The organism is Streptomyces sp. URMC 129 (assembly GCF_051386415.1).
GTDB lineage: Bacteria > Actinomycetota > Actinomycetes > Streptomycetales > Streptomycetaceae > Streptomyces.
The window spans coordinates 11206-27686 of record NZ_JBPQTQ010000080.1 but is presented as its reverse complement, the minus strand read 5'-3'; the positions used below and the strand labels follow the sequence as shown (position 1 = coordinate 27686).

16 protein-coding genes and 1 pseudogene are annotated in these 16481 nt (G+C 68.5%); 10 read left to right on the top strand and 7 right to left on the bottom strand.

The annotated features are described in order from the left end of the window. The 5 genes from ACSNOC_RS17580 to ACSNOC_RS17560 form a co-directional block, all read right to left on the bottom strand. Nucleotides 1-246: GvpL/GvpF family gas vesicle protein (locus ACSNOC_RS17580; protein ID WP_436748415.1), on the bottom strand; the 246-nt coding region annotated here is incomplete at its 3' end. Continuing rightward, nucleotides 243-719 carry a gas vesicle structural protein GvpA gene (locus ACSNOC_RS17575; protein ID WP_436748414.1) on the bottom strand — a complete coding sequence of 159 codons (477 nt, stop codon included), beginning with the start codon at nucleotides 717-719 and terminating at the stop codon, nucleotides 243-245. The genes ACSNOC_RS17575 and ACSNOC_RS17580, both read right to left, overlap by 4 nt. Before the next feature lie 86 nt (nucleotides 720-805). After that, nucleotides 806-1132, bottom strand: coding sequence for a gas vesicle protein (locus ACSNOC_RS17570; protein WP_436748413.1), 327 nt, complete (start codon nucleotides 1130-1132; stop codon nucleotides 806-808). A 134-nt stretch (nucleotides 1133-1266) separates the two neighbouring features. Beyond that, nucleotides 1267-1554, bottom strand: a complete 288-nt coding sequence (locus tag ACSNOC_RS17565) for a hypothetical protein (protein WP_436748412.1) — start codon at nucleotides 1552-1554, stop codon at nucleotides 1267-1269. Between the two features lie 213 nt (nucleotides 1555-1767). Continuing rightward, nucleotides 1768-2322 (bottom strand): MarR family winged helix-turn-helix transcriptional regulator, encoded by a 555-nt coding sequence (locus ACSNOC_RS17560; RefSeq protein WP_436748411.1) that lies wholly within the window; start codon nucleotides 2320-2322, stop codon nucleotides 1768-1770. Nucleotides 2323-2457: 135 nt separating this feature from the next. Here ACSNOC_RS17560 and ACSNOC_RS17555 point away from each other — a divergent pair, with 135 nt between their 5' ends. The 6 genes and pseudogenes from ACSNOC_RS17555 to ACSNOC_RS17530 form a co-directional block, all read left to right on the top strand. Further along, nucleotides 2458-3576: a substrate-binding domain-containing protein gene (locus ACSNOC_RS17555; RefSeq protein ID WP_436748410.1), complete on the top strand. Its 1119-nt coding sequence runs from the start codon at nucleotides 2458-2460 to the stop codon at nucleotides 3574-3576. Between the two features lie 160 nt (nucleotides 3577-3736). After that, a complete protein-coding gene (gene urtA, locus ACSNOC_RS17550) occupies nucleotides 3737-5008 on the top strand; it encodes an urea ABC transporter substrate-binding protein (protein ID WP_436748409.1) in 1272 nt (423 codons plus the stop codon). Next, the gene (gene urtB, locus ACSNOC_RS17545; protein ID WP_436748408.1) at nucleotides 5005-5901 is read left to right on the top strand and encodes an urea ABC transporter permease subunit UrtB; all 897 of its coding nucleotides are present in this window, start codon (nucleotides 5005-5007) and stop codon (nucleotides 5899-5901) included. Before urtA ends, urtB begins: the two co-directional genes overlap by 4 nt. Then, nucleotides 5898-7019 carry an urea ABC transporter permease subunit UrtC gene (urtC, locus tag ACSNOC_RS17540; RefSeq protein WP_436748407.1) on the top strand — a complete coding sequence of 374 codons (1122 nt, stop codon included), beginning with the start codon at nucleotides 5898-5900 and terminating at the stop codon, nucleotides 7017-7019. The genes urtB and urtC overlap by 4 nt, the downstream gene beginning before the upstream one ends. Next, on the top strand, nucleotides 7016-7789 hold the full coding sequence (urtD, locus tag ACSNOC_RS17535) for an urea ABC transporter ATP-binding protein UrtD (protein WP_436748406.1): 774 nt from the start codon (nucleotides 7016-7018) through the stop codon (nucleotides 7787-7789). The genes urtC and urtD overlap by 4 nt, the downstream gene beginning before the upstream one ends. Beyond that, a pseudogene (locus ACSNOC_RS17530) lies at nucleotides 7789-7914 on the top strand (ABC transporter ATP-binding protein); the annotation flags it as partial. The gene urtD and the pseudogene ACSNOC_RS17530, both read left to right, overlap by 1 nt. A 113-nt stretch (nucleotides 7915-8027) precedes the next feature. Here the strand turns inward: ACSNOC_RS17530 and ACSNOC_RS17525 are convergent. After that, nucleotides 8028-9359, bottom strand: a complete 1332-nt coding sequence (locus ACSNOC_RS17525; RefSeq protein WP_436748405.1) for a tetratricopeptide repeat protein — start codon at nucleotides 9357-9359, stop codon at nucleotides 8028-8030. A gap of 355 nt (nucleotides 9360-9714) precedes the next feature. On the opposite strand from ACSNOC_RS17525, the gene ACSNOC_RS17520 reads away from it, so the two are divergent. The 3 genes from ACSNOC_RS17520 to ACSNOC_RS17510 all read left to right on the top strand — a co-directional run bounded on the left by ACSNOC_RS17520 (nucleotide 9715) and on the right by ACSNOC_RS17510 (nucleotide 13440). Beyond that, nucleotides 9715-10014, top strand: coding sequence for a DUF7848 domain-containing protein (locus ACSNOC_RS17520; protein WP_436748404.1), 300 nt, complete (start codon nucleotides 9715-9717; stop codon nucleotides 10012-10014). Nucleotides 10015-11159: 1145 nt separating this feature from the next. After that, a complete protein-coding gene (locus ACSNOC_RS17515) occupies nucleotides 11160-11483 on the top strand; it encodes a hypothetical protein (protein WP_436748403.1) in 324 nt (107 codons plus the stop codon). A 79-nt stretch (nucleotides 11484-11562) separates the two neighbouring features. Then, nucleotides 11563-13440 (top strand): FtsK/SpoIIIE domain-containing protein, encoded by a 1878-nt coding sequence (locus ACSNOC_RS17510; protein WP_436748402.1) that lies wholly within the window; start codon nucleotides 11563-11565, stop codon nucleotides 13438-13440. Between the two features lie 440 nt (nucleotides 13441-13880). Here ACSNOC_RS17510 and ACSNOC_RS17505 read toward each other — a convergent pair whose 3' ends face one another. After that, nucleotides 13881-15401 carry a recombinase family protein gene (locus ACSNOC_RS17505; protein WP_436748401.1) on the bottom strand — a complete coding sequence of 507 codons (1521 nt, stop codon included), beginning with the start codon at nucleotides 15399-15401 and terminating at the stop codon, nucleotides 13881-13883. Between ACSNOC_RS17505 and ACSNOC_RS17500 the strand changes: the two genes are divergently transcribed. Further along, the gene (locus tag ACSNOC_RS17500; protein WP_436748400.1) at nucleotides 15370-16053 is read left to right on the top strand and encodes an ATP-binding cassette domain-containing protein; all 684 of its coding nucleotides are present in this window, start codon (nucleotides 15370-15372) and stop codon (nucleotides 16051-16053) included. The two genes, ACSNOC_RS17505 and ACSNOC_RS17500, sit on opposite strands and share 32 nt — an antisense overlap. The last annotated feature ends 428 nt before the right edge of the window (nucleotides 16054-16481 follow it).

Sequence of the window (16481 nt, the reverse complement as noted above, 5' to 3'; positions counted from 1 at the left end):
CCCCCCCCCCCCCCCCCCCCCCCCCCCCCCCCCCCCCCCCGCCGCGGCGGCGGCCGTCAGCACCCGCTGGTGGGCGAACAGGTCGCGCCGCTTGGGCCGCAGCCCCTCGGGGCAGTCGCTGACGACGGCCGCCGTGGCGTGTTCCCGCAGGACGCGTACCGGGCGCGGCGGGTCGCCGACGCCGACCAGTCCCCTGGGGAGACGGGGCAGATCGGCCCCGGCGATGCCGTAGACGTACGTGGTCACTCGGATTCCCTCTCCCGCCGCGCGGTGGTGGTGCGGCGTGCCTTCCTGGGCTCCTGTTCCTTCTCCTGCTCCGCCGCCCCGTCGTCGTCCGAGGACGAGAAGGGCGAGGTGAGCCCGTCTCTGCCCTTCCGGAAGGCGTCGGAGAGCGTGTCGGCGGCCCCGGCCAGCGCGCCCTTGGTCTTGCCGCGCGCGCCGTTCTCCGTGAGCCCGCCGACGAGTTCGGGCACGCCCGGGTCCTTGGCCGGTCCGGCCTCCAGGTCGAGCCGGTTGCACGCCTCCGCGAACCGCAGATACGTGTCCACGCTCGCCACGACGACGCGCACGTCGATCTTCAGGATCTCGATGCCGACCAGCGAGACGCGGACGAACGCGTCGATCACCAGGCCGCGGTCGAGGATGAGTTCCAGGACGTCGTAGAGGGTGCCGGACCGGGAGCCCGAGGTCTGCTGCATGGGTGCGACCGCTGTGGTCATGGTCGAAAAGCCTCCTTGTCGGGCTTCGGATCGTCGCGTCTGGGTCGTCGCGGCGGGCGAGGTGCTGCCGCGTCCCCGCGGGCCGTTCAGCGGCGGTCGGCCCGGCCCCGCTCGTACCGCTGCACGCGCCGGTAGCCGGTGACCCTGCCGTCGGGGTCCGTGGTGACCTCGTACGTCGCCATCAGGCTCATCGTGTCGGGGACTCGGGGGAGTTCGGTGACCTCCGTCTCCAGCACCCAGCCGTCGGCGCCGCGTTCGAGCCGGGTCACCGCCTCCGCGCGCAGGCCGGTCAGCTCGGTGAACTCGCTGCCCGCCCTGCGCATCACGTCCAGCGCGGGGCGCGGGCCGCCGGCCGCGCCGTTGCCGCCGCCTCGCTGCCCGCCGTCTGTCTCGTTCTCTTCGTTCTCTGCCATGGCTTGTGCCGGGTTCCTTGCGGGAGCCGGGCCAAACGTCGCTTCCGGCCCGGGCCCTGGCGGGCGCACCGGCGCCTCGCGGTGAACCGCCGTGTGCGGCGCGGTGGTCGCGCCCGGGCGCGCGGCGCGCGGGATCAGTGGGGGCCCGCGCCGCCGTGTCGGCGCGCCCCGGTGGCCGCCGGCCGCAGCGCGGCGTGCGGGCAGGAACGGATGCCGTCGCCCCGGGCGCGTCCCGGCATCAGGTACGCCACGCGGTCGTTGACCGGGAGCGGCGCGGAGAACTCCGCAGCCGCCTCCGGATCGCGGGCCGGTGCCGGGAGGAAGCCGGGCAGCGGATCGTGCCCGGGGCCGTCACCGCCGAGGAGGCCGTGGTGGCAGGCCCTGCGCAGCCGGTCCGCCGGGGAACGCCACCGCTCGGACACCCCGACCAGGGCGTGCCCGGTGACGGACCCCGGTTCCCGCGGCAGGAGTCCGGCCGCGCGTGTCCCGCTCTCCGCCGGGTGCCCGTTCGCGTCGAGCCGGCCGCGCGGCGCCCCCGCGCCGGTGCCGACCGGGCCGGCGTCCGGTGATGCCGCACTCCCCGTCGAACGCCACCTCAACCCCCGCCCCGTCCGGCACGGATCGTGTCCCTCGCGTCACCCCGGGCGACTCGTCCTGGCGGCTCGGCACCCGTCCGGCGCAGGTCCGGCGGCCCCGGTCCGCCCGGCCGTCCATCCGGCGGGTGACCCCGCCGGGGACCCGGCCCGTCCGGCCGCCGCGCCCTCCAGGCCGGCGATCAGGCGCCGCAGCAACGTGCCCAGCAGCTCGTCGTCCCCGCCGCCCGTCGGCAGCGACTCCCAGCTCGCGCGCACCCGTTCGTCCAAATGCCGCCAGAACTCGACGCCGCGCGGCGTCAGATAGGCCAGGATGCGGCGGCGGTCCAGGGGATCGACGCGGCGGTGGACGACACCGTCGTCCACCAGCTGGTCCACCAGCCGGGTCAGCGTGGGCGGCGGCAGCAGCACGCACTCCGCGATCGCCGTCATCCCGTGCCCCTCGCCGTCCGCGAGCAGCGACATCACCCGCCAGGCGTCGACCGAGCACCCCGAGTCCGACAGCACCGCCCGCAGCCGCCGCACCGACAGCCGCTCGGCGCGGGTCAACAGCCCGATCAGGTCGTGGGTTCGGTGGTCGGGGGGCGGTACCGGCATGTCGCTGCGCTCCTCGGGCCGACGGCCCCACCATCGTACGGGCGGGCGGGGGCCACCGGCCGGGCCGGAGCCGTTTGTCTCGTTCTCCGGCTTTTCCGTACGACGCCCGCACATCCGCGCCATGATGGGCCGGTGATGTGCGGGGACCACCAGGACGCGGGGCGCCGCGTGCCGCTGGCCGCGGAGCCCGGCACGCTCGGGGTCGCCCTGGTGGTGCCCCGGCAGGGGCCGGCCGGGATCTTCGGCCCGGCCTGCGAGTTGTGCGCGCTGCTCGCCGCCGGCGAGGTCAACGCGGGCGGCGGGGTGCTCGGGCGCGAGCTGCGGCTGGTCACCGTGGACGGCGGCGCGCCGCCGCGCCAGGTGGCGGCCGAGGTGGAGGCGCTGGTCGCCGCCGGGATCGTGCACGGCGTCACCGGCTGGCACATCTCCTCGGTGCGGCAGGCCCTCGCGCCGCGCGTCGCCCACCGGGTGCCCTATGTGTATACGGCGCTGTACGAGGGCGGCGAGAACTCCGAGGGCGTCTTCCTCACCAGCGAGACCCCGGACGGCCAACTCCGGCCCGCCATGCGGCTGCTGGCCGCCGAGCGGCGCGTGCGCCGCTGGTACGTCGTCGGCAACGACTACATCTGGCCGCGCCGTACCGCCCGCGCCGCCCACGCCTACGCCCGCGAGTCCGGCGGCCGGATCTGCGGCGAGAGCTATCTCCCGCTGGGTACCGACGAGTTCGCCGCCGCGCTGCGCCGCATCGAGCACGCCGACGCGGACGCCGTGCTGATGCTGCTGGTGGGCAGCGACGCGGTCCGTTTCAACCGGGCCTTCGCCGCCGCCGGACTCGACCAGCGCTGCCTGCGCCTGAGCACGCTGATGGACGAGAACATGCTGGCCGCCAGCGGCGCCGACGCCACCCGCGGACTCAGCGCCACCGCCGGGTTCTTCGGCTCCCTGGCCACCGCCGACACCCTCGACTTCCACGGCCGGTACGCCGCCCGTTTCGGCCCCGGGGCGCCGGTGCCCAGCGCGCTGGGCGAGTCCTGCTACGAGGGCGTGCTGCTGCTGGCCGCGCTGGTCGCGCGGGCCCGCTCCTGGGACGTGGCGGCGATCGAGGGCGCGGCGCAGGAGGTCAGCTGGGAGGGGGCCCGGGGGCTTTTGCGGCTGAGCGGGCGTCATGTGCGGCAGCGGATCTACCTCGCGGAGGCGGACGGCCTCGACTTCGCGGTGACCGCCGATCTGGACGCCTGGAGCAGCCGGGTGTGACGCACCCGTGATGCTTCCGCGCGGAACTATTAACTCCCGGGAAATGCCGGGGAAACGGCGCGCTCTGAAGCTGTGGCATGTCCGCGCCGGGCGGCGTGGCCCGGCGCAACCCACCCCTCACATCTCCCCGTGCCGCAAGGCGGGGATCAGGAGGACGGTCATGCCCAGAGCCCGGGGAACCCGCTTCGCCGCGATCGCGCTCGCGTTCGCCACCGCCGTCGCGCTGTCGGCGTGCGGTGCCAGGACCGACGAGGAATCGTCCGGCGACGTCGCGGAGATCGACACCTCAGGCGACACCATCAAGGTCGGCCTGCTCAACTCGCTGTCCGGCACCATGGCCATCAGCGAGGTCACCGTGCGCGACGCGCTGCTGCTGGCCATCGACGAGATCAACGCCGCGGGCGGCGTCCTCGGCAAGCAGATCGAGCCCATCAGCGAGGACGGCGCCTCCGACTGGCCCACCTTCGCGGAGAAGGCGGAGAAGCTGATCCAGCAGGACCAGGTGGCCGCCGTCTTCGGCTGCTGGACCTCCGCCAGCCGCAAGGCCGTTCTCCCCGTCTTCGAGCAGAACGGCTCGCTGCTGTTCTACCCCGTGCAGTACGAGGGCCTGGAGCAGTCGCCCAACATCTTCTACACCGGCGCCACCACCAACCAGCAGATCATCCCCGCCCTGGACTACCTGCGCGCGGAGGAGGACGTCGAGTCCCTCTACCTCGTGGGCAGCGACTACGTCTTCCCGCGCACCGCCAACCGCATCATCCGGGCGTACGCCGAGGAGTACGGCATCGAGATCGTCGGCGAGGACTACGCGCCGCTGGGCTCCACGGAGTTCTCCACCATCGCCAACAAGGTCGAGGCGTCCGGCGCCGACGCGGTGTTCAACACCCTCAACGGCGACAGCAACGTCTCCTTCTTCCGCGAGTACGAGGCGTCCGGCCTGACCGCCGAGTCCATGCCCGTGCTGTCCGTGTCCATCGCGGAGGAGGAGGTCCGCGGCATCGGCGCGGAGACCCTGGAGGGCCAGCTCACCTCCTGGAACTACTACCAGACCACCGAGGGCGCGGCCAACGAGCGCTTCGTCGAGGCGTACCAGGAGCGTTACGGCGCCGACAGGCCGACCTCCGACCCCATGGAGGCCGCCTACGTCTCGGTCCATCTGTGGGCCGCGATGGTCGAGGAGGCCGGCTCGTTCGAGGTCGAGGACGTGCGCGCCGCCGCCGACGGCATCACCTTCGACGCGCCCGAGGGCGAGGTCACCGTGGACGGCGAGACCCAGCACCTCCACAAGACCAGCCGCATCGGCCGGATCGGCGCCGACGGCCTGATCACCGAGGTGTGGAGCTCGGACGGGCCGATCCGGCCCGACCCGTTCCTGCGCGAGTACGACTGGGCCGAGGGCCTGGCCGAGGCGGCGGCAGCGGAAGCCGAATGACCGTCATCCTCACCCAGACGTTCACGGGCATCAGCATCGGCGCCGTGCTGCTGCTGATCGCCCTGGGCCTGTCCCTGACCTTCGGGCAGATGGGCGTGATCAACATGGCGCACGGCGAGTTCATCATGGCGGGCGCCTACACCGTCTACATGCTCCAGGGCCCGATCCGCTCCGCCGGACTCTCCCTGCTCGTCGCCCTGCCCGTGGCGTTCGCCGTGGCCGGCGCGATGGGGGTGCTGCTCGAACGGCTCCTCATCCGCCGGCTCTACGCCCGGCCGCTGGACACCCTCCTGGTCACCTGGGGCGTCTCGCTGATGCTCCAGCAGCTGGCGCGCGACCTGTTCGGCGCGCCCAACGTCCACACCGGGGCGCCGGACTGGCTCACCGGGCGCGTCACCCTGGTCGGCGGCGACGACCCGCTCACGCTGGCCCACGCCCGGCTGTTCATCCTCGGCCTGGCGCTCGCCGCCGTCGTCGCGCTCACCCTCACCCTCCGGCTCACCCCGCTGGGCCGCCGCATCCGGGCCGTCGTCCAGCACCGCGACCTGGCCGAGGCGTCCGGCATCCCCACCGCCCGCGTGGACCGCGTCACCTTCTTCATCGGCTCCGGCCTGGCGGGGCTGGCCGGGGTCGCCCTCACCCTCGTCGGGCCGATCGGCCCGACCATGGGCACCAACGTCATCATCGACGCCTTCCTGGTGGTCGTCGTCGGCGGCATCGGGCAGCTGCGGGGCGCGGTCGTCGCCGCGTTCGCGCTCGGCGTCCTGCAGGCGGTGCTGGAGTACTCCACCACCGTCAGCGTCGCCCGGGTGGCCGTGCTCGTCGCGATCGTCGCCTTCCTCCAGTGGCGCCCCCAAGGCATCCACACCCTGCGCACGAGGAGCCTGGCATGACGGCACACCTGACGACCCCCCGGACAGCGCGTCTCCGCGCCCGCCGGTCCGCACTCGCCGGCTACGCCCTGGCCGCGGCGCTGCTGTTCGGCGTCGCGCCCGCGGTGCTGAGCGACTTCCGCCTCGAACAGCTCGCCCGCTACCTGTGCGTGGCCATCGTCGCCGTCGGCATCGCGCTGGCCTGGGGGCGCGGCGGCATGCTGGTGCTGGGCCAGGGGCTGTTCTTCGGGCTCGGCGGCTACGCCATGGCGATGCACCTGAAGCTCACCGACGCGGGCGCGGGCAACCTGCCCGACTTCATGCTGCTGTACGGCTCGGCGGACCACCTGCCGTGGTGGTGGGAGCCGTTCCGCTCGCCCGCCGTGGCGCTGGCCGCCGTGGTGGTGCTGCCCATGGGGCTGGCCGCGGCCATCGGTTACCTGGTGTTCCGGCGGCGGGTGCGCGGCGCGTACTTCGCGATCCTCAGCCAGGCGCTCGCCGCGGCCTTCGCGATCCTGCTGATCGGCCAGCAGGCCACCACCGGCGGCACCAACGGCCTGACCAACTTCCGGGGGTTCTTCGGCTTCTCGCTCCACGACCCGGTCAACCGCCGCATGGTCTACTTCGTCATCGCCGGCACCCTGCTGGCGCTGATGCTGCTGACCCGGCAGCTCTTCCTCAGCCGGTACGGCGAACTCCTCGTCGCAGTCCGGGACTCCGAGGAGCGGGTCCGCTTCCTCGGCTACGACCCGGCGCTGGTCAAGCTCGGCGCCTACACCCTCTCGGCCGGGATGGCGGGGCTGGCGGGGGCGCTGTTCGTGCCGGCCGTCGGGATCATCTCGCCGGCCCTGGTCGGGATCGTGCCGTCCATCCAGTTCGTCATCGGGGCGGCGATCGGCGGCCGGGCCAGCGTCGCGGGCGCCGTGCTGGGCGCGGTCGCGGTGGCCTGGGCGCAGACCACGCTGTCGGAGGAATTCCCCGCCGCCTGGACGTACTTCCAGGGCGGCCTGTTCGTCGTGGTCGTCGCGTTCCTGCCCGGCGGCCTGGCCTCCCTGTGGCACCTCGCCGCGCGGCGGCGGCGCGGGCCCGGCACCGGCGGGGCCGGGGACGGAGCCGGAGTGGCGGTGGCCGCGGCATGACACCGGTGACCGGCACGACACCACAGCCCCTGGCGGGCCTGGAGATCGACGACCTGCGGGTCACGTTCGACGGCTTCACCGCCGTCGACGGCGTCAGCCTGCGGGTCGGCCCGGGTGACCTGCGGTTCCTCATCGGGCCCAACGGCGCGGGCAAGACGACCCTGGTCGACGCCGTGACCGGGCTCGCCCCGGCCACCGGCTCGGTCCGCTTCGGCGGGCGCGAGCTGCTGGGCCGCCCGGTGCACCGCATCGTCCGGCTCGGCATCGGCCGCACCTTCCAGACCGCGACCGTCTTCGAAAACCTGACCGTTCTGCAGAACCTGGACATCGCCGCGGGCGCCGGCCGCCGCCCGCACACCCTGCTGCGGCAGCGCCGCGGCGTGCCGGACGAGGTCGAACGCGCCCTGGAGACCATCGGTCTCACCGGCCGGCGCGACCACGCCGCGGGCGTCCTGGCCCACGGCCAGAAGCAGTGGCTGGAGATCGGCATGCTGCTGGTGCAGAACGTGCAACTCCTGCTGCTGGACGAACCGGTGGCGGGCATGAGCCACGAGGAGCGCGAGGCGACCGGGCAGTTGCTGCGGCGGGTGGGGGACGACCGCACGGTCGTCGTCATCGAGCACGACATGGACTTCATGCGCTCCTTCGCCACCAGCGTCACCGTGCTGCACGCGGGCCGGGTGCTCAGCGAGGGCACCGTCGCCGAGGTACGGGCGGATCCGCGGGTGCAGGAGGTCTACCTCGGCCACCCGGCGGGAGAGGAGGCGTGATGCTGGAGATCACCGGCGTGGTCGCCGGGTACGACCGGAGCGACGTGCTGCACGGCGTCTCGGTGTCCGTGCCCCCGGACGGCGTGGCCACCGTCCTCGGCCACAACGGCGCGGGCAAGACCACTACTGGATTGGGACCCCCGTAAAAGTCCAGGTCAGACGCTTGGGCCGCTCGCATGTGACGCAGATCACGCTTGCTGAGGGGCGCATCGGCGTCCCCTCAGCACGCCGCCAGCGGTCAGGGCGATCCGAGGGCGGGGCGGGTGGCGCCCGCCAAGTCGCTCACGTGATCGCGGAATTCTATGGCCACCGATTCCCGTGGGTATCGCCTCTCCAATTCATCGGTGAGTTCCCCTGCTACCAAGAGCAGCGAAGGAAGTGACTTTCGGGATGTCGCGAGAGCCTGTTCGCCTATCGATACAGCCTCTTCCAGTTCCCCGGCTCGCGCCGCTGTCACACCTAGCGTGAGCCTCGCCTCTGCGACCCGCATGGGAGACTTCTCGGTGCCGTCGGGGGCGGTGCCGAGTCGAATAACTTCCTCGGCATGGGTGGCAGCCCTGGTGTCGTCCCCGAGCATGCGGTAAGCGTCCATCTCGTAGAAATCCCACTTCTCAGGGTCGATGACGAAGTGGTGTTCTCGATGTTCCGGGCGAGGCAGTCGCTCCAGGCGCGCCCTTCCCGCATCCAGGGTGTCGCGGACTTGGCGTGCGTTCCCGATGCGGGCATAGGCTTTGGCGGACTGGGCGTAAAGCTGGACTCCGACACTATGCGTCGAGTCGGCGCGGTGCCCGGACTCGACGCAATCGAGAACATCCGTGTATTGGCCCTGAGTGAGAGCGAACCATGCTCCGAGTTCGAAAGACCAAGCGATGATCTCGCCGTGGCCAACCTCTTCTCCGATACGCAAGGCTGTCGCGCGACTCATGTCGGCCGCCTCCCGGTACCCCAAGTCGTACTCAAGGCATCCACCGAGCAGGAAGAGCCATCCGGCGGAGACGAGTAGCTCCCTGTGCTGTTTGAGCGTCGTCCGCCCCTTCATAAGTTCGGTGACATGGGTAATACCTGTCCGCGTTTGTTTGTGCAGCTTTTCGGCAGGCATGTACGGATAGGCTCGGCAGAGCCGGTCAATCGCGAGACTTATGGAGTCCAGGTCTGACGAGTTCAGATCGGTGGCATTCAACTTACGTGCCAACTCGACCACCTCCCACGGTCCGAGATCTGAGTCGTGTCCGGTTGCGCTTCCAGGTTGCAGCGCAGTGGGAAGGCCAGCCATGGGTAGTTCGGCCTCCCATGGGCGGGGCGCGAGTCCTAGCATGTGGCCAGGGATTCTCAGCCCGTCGGCGATTGCGATCACTTTGTCGAAGGTCGCGATGGTCGACTTGCCCTGGACGATCTTGCTCACACGTTCGGACTTGATGTCAATCGCATCCGCGATCTTCATGTAGCTGATCCCGCCATATTTCCTGGCGAGTCTGAAGACCTCTCCGAAGTCGCGGCGTGTCAGTGCGGCACGCACGTCGGCGCGTTCCAGCACGTTCGGTGGTAATGCTGCCGGAGGTTGGTAGATCATCTGCGCCCCACGTGATCATGATTTCGAGTAGGGGTGGCACGTAACCAGCACTTGCAGTCTACCGCCAGGGCACCCCCCTGATGGGTCCCCCGTGCTGGGGGATCCGCCCAAGCCATTGCCGCGTCACCCTTGTTGCCATGCAGCGTGATTCGGAAAGGGACGCTACCTCGCAGAGGCCGGGTATTGGCTCGCTGGTGCGCGACACCAGGACCAACCGCGTTGGCCGTGTCATGGCTTACCAGTCGGGGCGCGTGTGGCTTCGCGCGCCCTCGGGCGGCCGTGAGTGGGACGTGATGCCGCAGAAGGTGCAGCCTGTGGCGGACAGTGGCAGGCGCGACGCTGACGGGCGTGGCCGGTGACGCATCGGGCCATCATCAAGGCCGCCGAGTGGGAGTTGTTCGAGGCGACCGCAGAACTCTCGGAAGAGCCCACTGGCGATGCACCGAAGGCGCTTTTCCGAGTCGCATGTGTGGACTGTGGAGCCGAGTCGGAAAAGGCGAGCAATGACCCGGTTCCTGTGGAGGCATGGGCCTTGAGCCATACGAGCCGCAATCCGCAGCACAGGCGCTTCAAGCTGTCAACGGAGTGGTTTTGGTTGGTTCTTCCGGCACGAAGCAACCCCTTGTACGAGTTGGAACGCAGAGGCGGTGACTAGCCGTGGATAAGAATCTGGAGATGGCCGGATCTCAGAGCCCAGGAACGAAACTCTGTCAGCATCCGAGAATCCAGCAGAATCCGCAAGGTGGTAAACAGTGCACCGAGTGCGGGGCCGATATTTACCTCCCCACGCGGGTGGCCGTGTAGAAATCATTCGCGTGAGGAGGCAAACCGCTTCATGCCCAGGACTCTTCCTGTATGCCCGATTCCCATTGACGAACTCAAAACCCGGTATTCAGTCCAGCGCCAGTCGGTCATGAAGATCGCTAAAGAGCTCGGAGTGTCCCAGTACGCGGTCAACAAATGGTTGCGGGACGCGGGGGTCAAGATGCGCACTCGGTCGGAAGCGAATCAGATCAGTGGTTTCCATCGCCACTCGAACTGGCCTTAGGGACTGACAGGAGAAACACCGGGGGAACCCGCAGAAAAAAAGGAGGAGCTAATTCAACTTCACATAACTGAAAAGCCCGCGCCGCCCTGGGGTGTGGAAACCAGAAGGGCGGCGCGGGTGGGTGGCGCAACGGTCACCCGGTACCCAGTGTACCGGGGCCGTTGTGCTGCGCATAACGAGTTTCGGGGAGAGGTGATGACTCTGGCGTGAGGAGGTGAGCAGGACTGTTAAGCGGAATCAGGGGATGCCGTGCCGGACGGCGGTGCGCCTGTGGAGCGACGGCGACGGACGTGGGTGACGCGTGCGGTAAGTGCACGCGCCGAGAACGCTGGAATAGGCGGAAGGCCGGGCGCGGCTTTCGGGGTCGCTGACGCCCGAATCAGGAACCGTACGCCCCGATGATGACGGAAAGGAGGTGAATGCTTTTTGACGGTGACTCTCTCGGTTGTCCTCGTGCTGAGTTTTCTCGTGTTCGTGCTTTGCCGCTACGCCGGACTGCGGGCGTCACATGCGGCCCTGTGCGTCGTGCTGGGATTCTATCTGGCGTCATCGAGTCTGTCGGATCCAATCTCAGTCGTGACGGGTGATCTTTTCGAAGTGATCCAGGGTCAGTAACAACCACGCGGGTCTAGGACGGAGAACCAGCGATCCGGGGCCCACGCACTGCGCGGGCCCCGGATCCCGCAGAACGAAAAGAGAAGCGATCAAAGGAGGTAATTTCACACTTGATAGACAACGAAGGATCCGGGCGCATGTCGCTCCCAGGCGTGGATACGCAATCTGTCCGCCACACCTTGGACGCGCTGAGCCGCGTTCTCGACTGCTCGAACTGTCAGACAGATGCTCTGGTCCTGCTGATGTACTTCTCCTCGCTGACGGCCGCCGCCGCACGTGACGCGGAGCAACGGCGCCGCCTGGCCGATGAGATGGCCGCCGCGCGAGAGTCGGCAGCCAATCTGCGAGCCGCCATCGGAGCCGCGCTTTCCGCCGCTGCCGAGGGCGACGCGGACCCGCTGTGGTACCTCCAGGACGAGTACGCGGCGCAGAAGAATGCCATTCACACAGAGGGGTGGTGATTCATTGAGAAGGACAGTACACAAGAAGATTCGTCGTCAGCAAAGAGCATGGCGTCGCGACAACAATATGGTGGGCTTGATGCTCATCGACCGTGAACCGCTGCTTGGCAATTTGGTGTCGCTGCTGAGTCGGCTCATGTGGCGACACCGTTCGGTTCTGGCACCGCTGTGGTTCGGGGGCGTCGTATATCTCGCAGCAGCTTTCGGGAATTCGAGATATCCGGATTCCTGGAAAGTGGTGGCCGCGTTCACGGCAGTTCTGTGCGTGCTCCTTGGCGTGCCGTATGGTCTCCTAGAACGGCATCCGTACGGGGCGCGTGCCGCTGCAATTCTGGCCCGCATGTGGTCGGAATGCGGGATGAGTCGCGCGGTGGAAAGGTCCTACGGCGCCGTCGTGTTTGCCGTAACCGGCTCTTGGTACACAGCGGCAGTCCTCGTCGGGCCCCACTCCCGGCCGCTCCCGGTTCTGTGGATTACTGGAATGATCGGCTGTGGCCTCCCCTGGTGGCTGCACCGTCGACGGCGCGCCCGCGTCCGTGTGGAGCACATAACCGAGGACTGGCCCGGACTTGCCGAAAGCATGGGCCTCCCAGGTTCGCGCATTGTTTCCGCTGTGGTCGATGCGTGGGGATGGACCGGACGCCTGGCGCTCAGGAAAGGAAGTACCGTGGATGACGCGGTGTCCCGAATTCCGGCCGTGGAGTCGGCACTTGGCGCACGGGCTGGATCAGTGCGGATTCTTCCGGACAAACGGCGGGCCGACCGCTGCATTGTGCGTGTAATCGACAAGGATCCTCACGCAACTACAATTCCGTGGCCCAAGCCGGCAAAAGGCGGCATCGAAAAGCCGATAAGGCTTGGCCTCTTCGAGGATGGCCGGGAAGTCTCCGTGTCATTCCTGCGCCGACATGTGCTTGTCGGAGGAGTGGTCGGTTCGGGGAAGTCCGGCGTTGTAAATGTCATCCTGGGCGCTCTGTCATCCTGCGCGGATGTCGTGATCTGGGGAATTGACCTCAAAGAAGGAATGGAACTCGCGCCATGGAAACAGTGTTTGGGCCGACTCGCCACAACCGGCATGGAAGCGGAAAGACTCCTGCGGGACGCCGTAGCCGAACTGGAAAGCCGAGCCCGTACGCTTGCATCGCAGGGGCGTCGCGTTTGGGAACCGGCGTACGAGAATCCGGCACTCGTCCTCGTCATCGACGAATATGCGGAACTGTCCGAGCGGGCGTGCGAATACGCCGATTCCATCGCCCGACGCGGCCGTGCAGTCGCCGTGACCCTGATCGTCGCGACTCAGCGGCCGACACAGAAAACGATGGGAGGAGCCACCCGGACACAGATGGATATCCGTGTCTGTCTGCGCGTACGCGAAAAGCGCGACGCTGACCTGATACTCGGACAGGGGTACGCAAAATCCGGCTGGAATGCGGAGCGGCTTTCACTTCCGGGAAGTTTCCTGCTTTCCGGCCCGGAACATCACTCGCCCGCTCGGGCGCGTGCCTACCTCGTCACCGATGACGATGTACGGCAGCACGTTGCCGACGTGGCGCATGGACGTCCCAGACTGGCCCACTTCCCTAGGGCGTCGGTACCGCCCCTGAAAGGGCCTCAGACAGCCGTAGAGCGGTCCTCGTGGGCCAAGCGGCCACAGGAGGACTCAGGGGCGTCTCAGGGCCCGGAGTCGGCCCTGTGGGACGTGCTGAGCCGTGCGGGCGAAGAGGGGGTCACGGTTGGCGGGCTCATGGAAGCGACAGGGATGGGCCGCAGTTGGGTCTATCTGCGCCTGAGACAGCACGCCGACGCAGGCGACGCTGTGCAGCTCGCGCGCGGCCGGTGGCGTGCTGCCGGGGGTCAGGAACAGCACCAGGGCCCTACTCCGTCCGGGCCCTCCCGGACTCGCCGTGCACGACGAGCCCGCCGCCGCCAGCATCCGCCGAATCGCGACACACGGTAACCGGCGAACGTCCGGCCGCCTCGCGCGCGCCTGCGCGCGTAGGGCTCGTGTTCGTCCATGGACGTGGACTGTGGACGAACACAGTCAGTAATCGGCAGCAATGGCGGTACATCTCGGTCTCACCGCCGTAAGAGTGAATGGAGGTGATAGCACCACTTGCCCCGGAAGGACGTCACCCGGCGAAGGGAAAAGCGAACTAGGAATACAGACAGGAAGGGAACACCGCCGGAATCCCCCGATGAGTCCGGCAAGGGACAATGCGACCTGAGCGGCGAAGATCGGGAATGGGTAATCCGTACCGTTGACGCCATGGGCCCACTGAGCGAAGAAGAGCGAGAAGCCATAGCGCTCCTTCTTCATACGTAATCGAGCAAATCGAAATGAGTAAAGCCCGCCCCTGCCATCATGGCAAGGGCGGGCTTTGCCAGTGCCTGTGCTGATCACGATTCGGCGGGCGGCGTCGCCTGCCGTACGTCGATGAGTTCTGTGGTGAATGATCCACGCCGCGAGATCGGGTACAGGGTTACCCTGAGAAGGCGCCTGCATATCTCGCGTTTGCGGCCGATGCTCAGGCTCTCCCATGTCTGCCGGGCATTGTCCGAAACCTGGAACTCGGTGAATGGGTTCTCCTCGGTTCCCTTTTTCAGTTCTGTGCGGATCTCATGGATCCGCACGTCACACTCAGCCGCAGTTGCTTCTAGCATTGCCTGATCAATCGCCCCGCGTGCGAAAGACTGTCCGGCTTGCATTTTCCGCGCCTGGAGAGTCTTGAGTTCTTCCCGGAGAGCGGCAAGATCGACCGCCGTTTTGCGCGGAATGAGATCCGACAGGTCGGGGCGGGAAAGCCGCTCCACAATCACATTCTCAATGTAGCGGTCCAACTTGCGCGCGTCCCACTGGCAATGCCCTCTATTCCGGCAGCAATAGACGGGCCGTCCGTGCTTGTGCCTGACTGACATGACGATGTCCGTCGTCTCGTCACTGCATATACCGCAGCGATAGTGCAGGGAGCCTAGCCATTTGGGCGTGTTCCCCGGCGAACTCTTGCGCTTTGGGTCAGAGAAGATGGTGATCAATGCTTGCCGAACGTCTTCTTCCAAGATTGGCGGGTAAGCGTTCCACTTCACTATTTCTCCCTGGTAGACCGAGTGGCCAGAAGTCCGGGGGTTGGTAAGTATCTGCCTGAACGTCTGCGAGCTCCATCCATGGTGAGTAACTACCTTGCCATTTCGCTTCTTCTGTCGTCCGTCTTTTTGGGATACGGTGAGTACGCCCCGCCGCTTCAGGTCGCGAATCACTTGCGCTTCGCTGACACCGGCAAGGATTTCCTTTGCCCAATACCGGATTTCCGCTGCTTCTTCCGGATTGTGCTGTCCCATATCCAGAACTGGTCGGTCCTCGTATATCCGTTCCGCTGTGGGGGCTTTCGGATTAATGCACACCGACCGGACTCGTCCGGTGTCAACACCCCAGCCATAGGGCCGGACACCTCCGCCAAAGTCCCCGTTCCTTGCTTGCCGCTTACGTGCGATAGTGACCCGCTCTCCGCGATGCTCACTCTCGTACTCGGCGGAACTCGTGTCATCCCGGAGTGCCTTCCTTCCTGATGCTGTCTCCAGGTCGTACACCCCGCCCCGAGTCGTGCAGTAAAGAGTGACCTTCCAGCGGCGAGCCACACGGATGAATCGGGGTAGTTCTTCGGTGAGCCGGTGCAGTCGGTTCGCATGCCAGAAGGTGACCGACCGTATTTCTCCTGCCTCCATGTCCCTCAGGAGGCGGTCGTAATCGCGACGTACTTCCCCGGAGTATGCCGAGGTATCGTTGTCTGTGTACCTGCGGACGAAGGAAACACCGAATGCCGCCGCGAAAGCTGAATTTTCGTCGTACTGCGAGTCGGTCCCAATGCCCGCGCCGGACTTGTCATCGCTGATGCGGTCGTATTCGACATCAAGCCTCTCCACCCTGTCCCTCCCCGGTCTCGCTGATCCGTCCTGCTCACCAAGCTACGAAGAGGGAGGCCACAAGTCAGTAGCCGGGAAGTCCACCCTGCTGCGGACCGCCGCCGGGCTGCTGCGGCCCCGCTCCGGCCGGGTCCTGCTCGACGGCGAGGACGTCACCCGGCTGCCCGCCCACCGGCGGGTCGGGCGCGGCATGGCCTATGTGCCGCAGGGGCAGCAGAGCTTCCCGCAGCTCACCGCGCTGGAGAACCTGCGGCTCGTCGCGGACGGCCGCAAGGACGGCAGGGCGGCCCTGACCGAGGCGCTGGACCTCTTCCCCGCGCTGCGCGAGGTCACCGGGCGCCGGGCCGGGCTGCTCTCCGGCGGCCAGCGGCAGCAACTGGCCATCGCCCGCGCGCTGATCACCCGGCCGCGGCTGCTGCTGCTGGACGAGCCGACGGAGGGCATCCAGCCCTCGGTGGTCGCGGAGATCCAGCGGACCATCCTGGAGCTGAGCGGGCGCGGCGGCCTGTCGGTGCTGCTGGTGGAGCAGCACGTCGGCTTCGCGCTGAAGGCGGCCGAGCGGTACTACGTGCTGGAGGCGGGCCGCGTCACGTCCTCCGGCGCGGGCGACGCGGATGCCGAGCGGGCCGTCCGCCGGGCGCTCAGCGTGTGAGGCCACGGGCCGGCGCCGGCCCGCACCCGGCACCGGCCCGTTCCCGCCCCCTCCGGGCCCCGAAGCGCGGCGCGGAACCGCCGGACGGCTGTCGGCCGACCCCCGGAACGCCCCTCGCGGGCAGGCCATGGGCCGGGCCACACCAGGGCGCAGGCGCCGGGTCACCACTGCCGGGCACGGCCGGAACCGTGCCTCTCCCGGCTTCCGCAACGCGCTGTCAGGCGTGTCGCAGGGCCGCCGGATGACCGTCGATCCCCTTCCGGGACGCCCTTCGGGAGCAGGCCGACAGCCGTGCCGCATCGGCACACAAGGGGCCGGGCGGCGCTTCCGGCCACGGCGGGAACCGTGCCTCTCCGGGCTCCCGCAACGCGGCGAGCGCGCGTGCCCGGCGCCCCGCCCGGCCTCCGGGCCGGGGCAGCGTCGTGGGC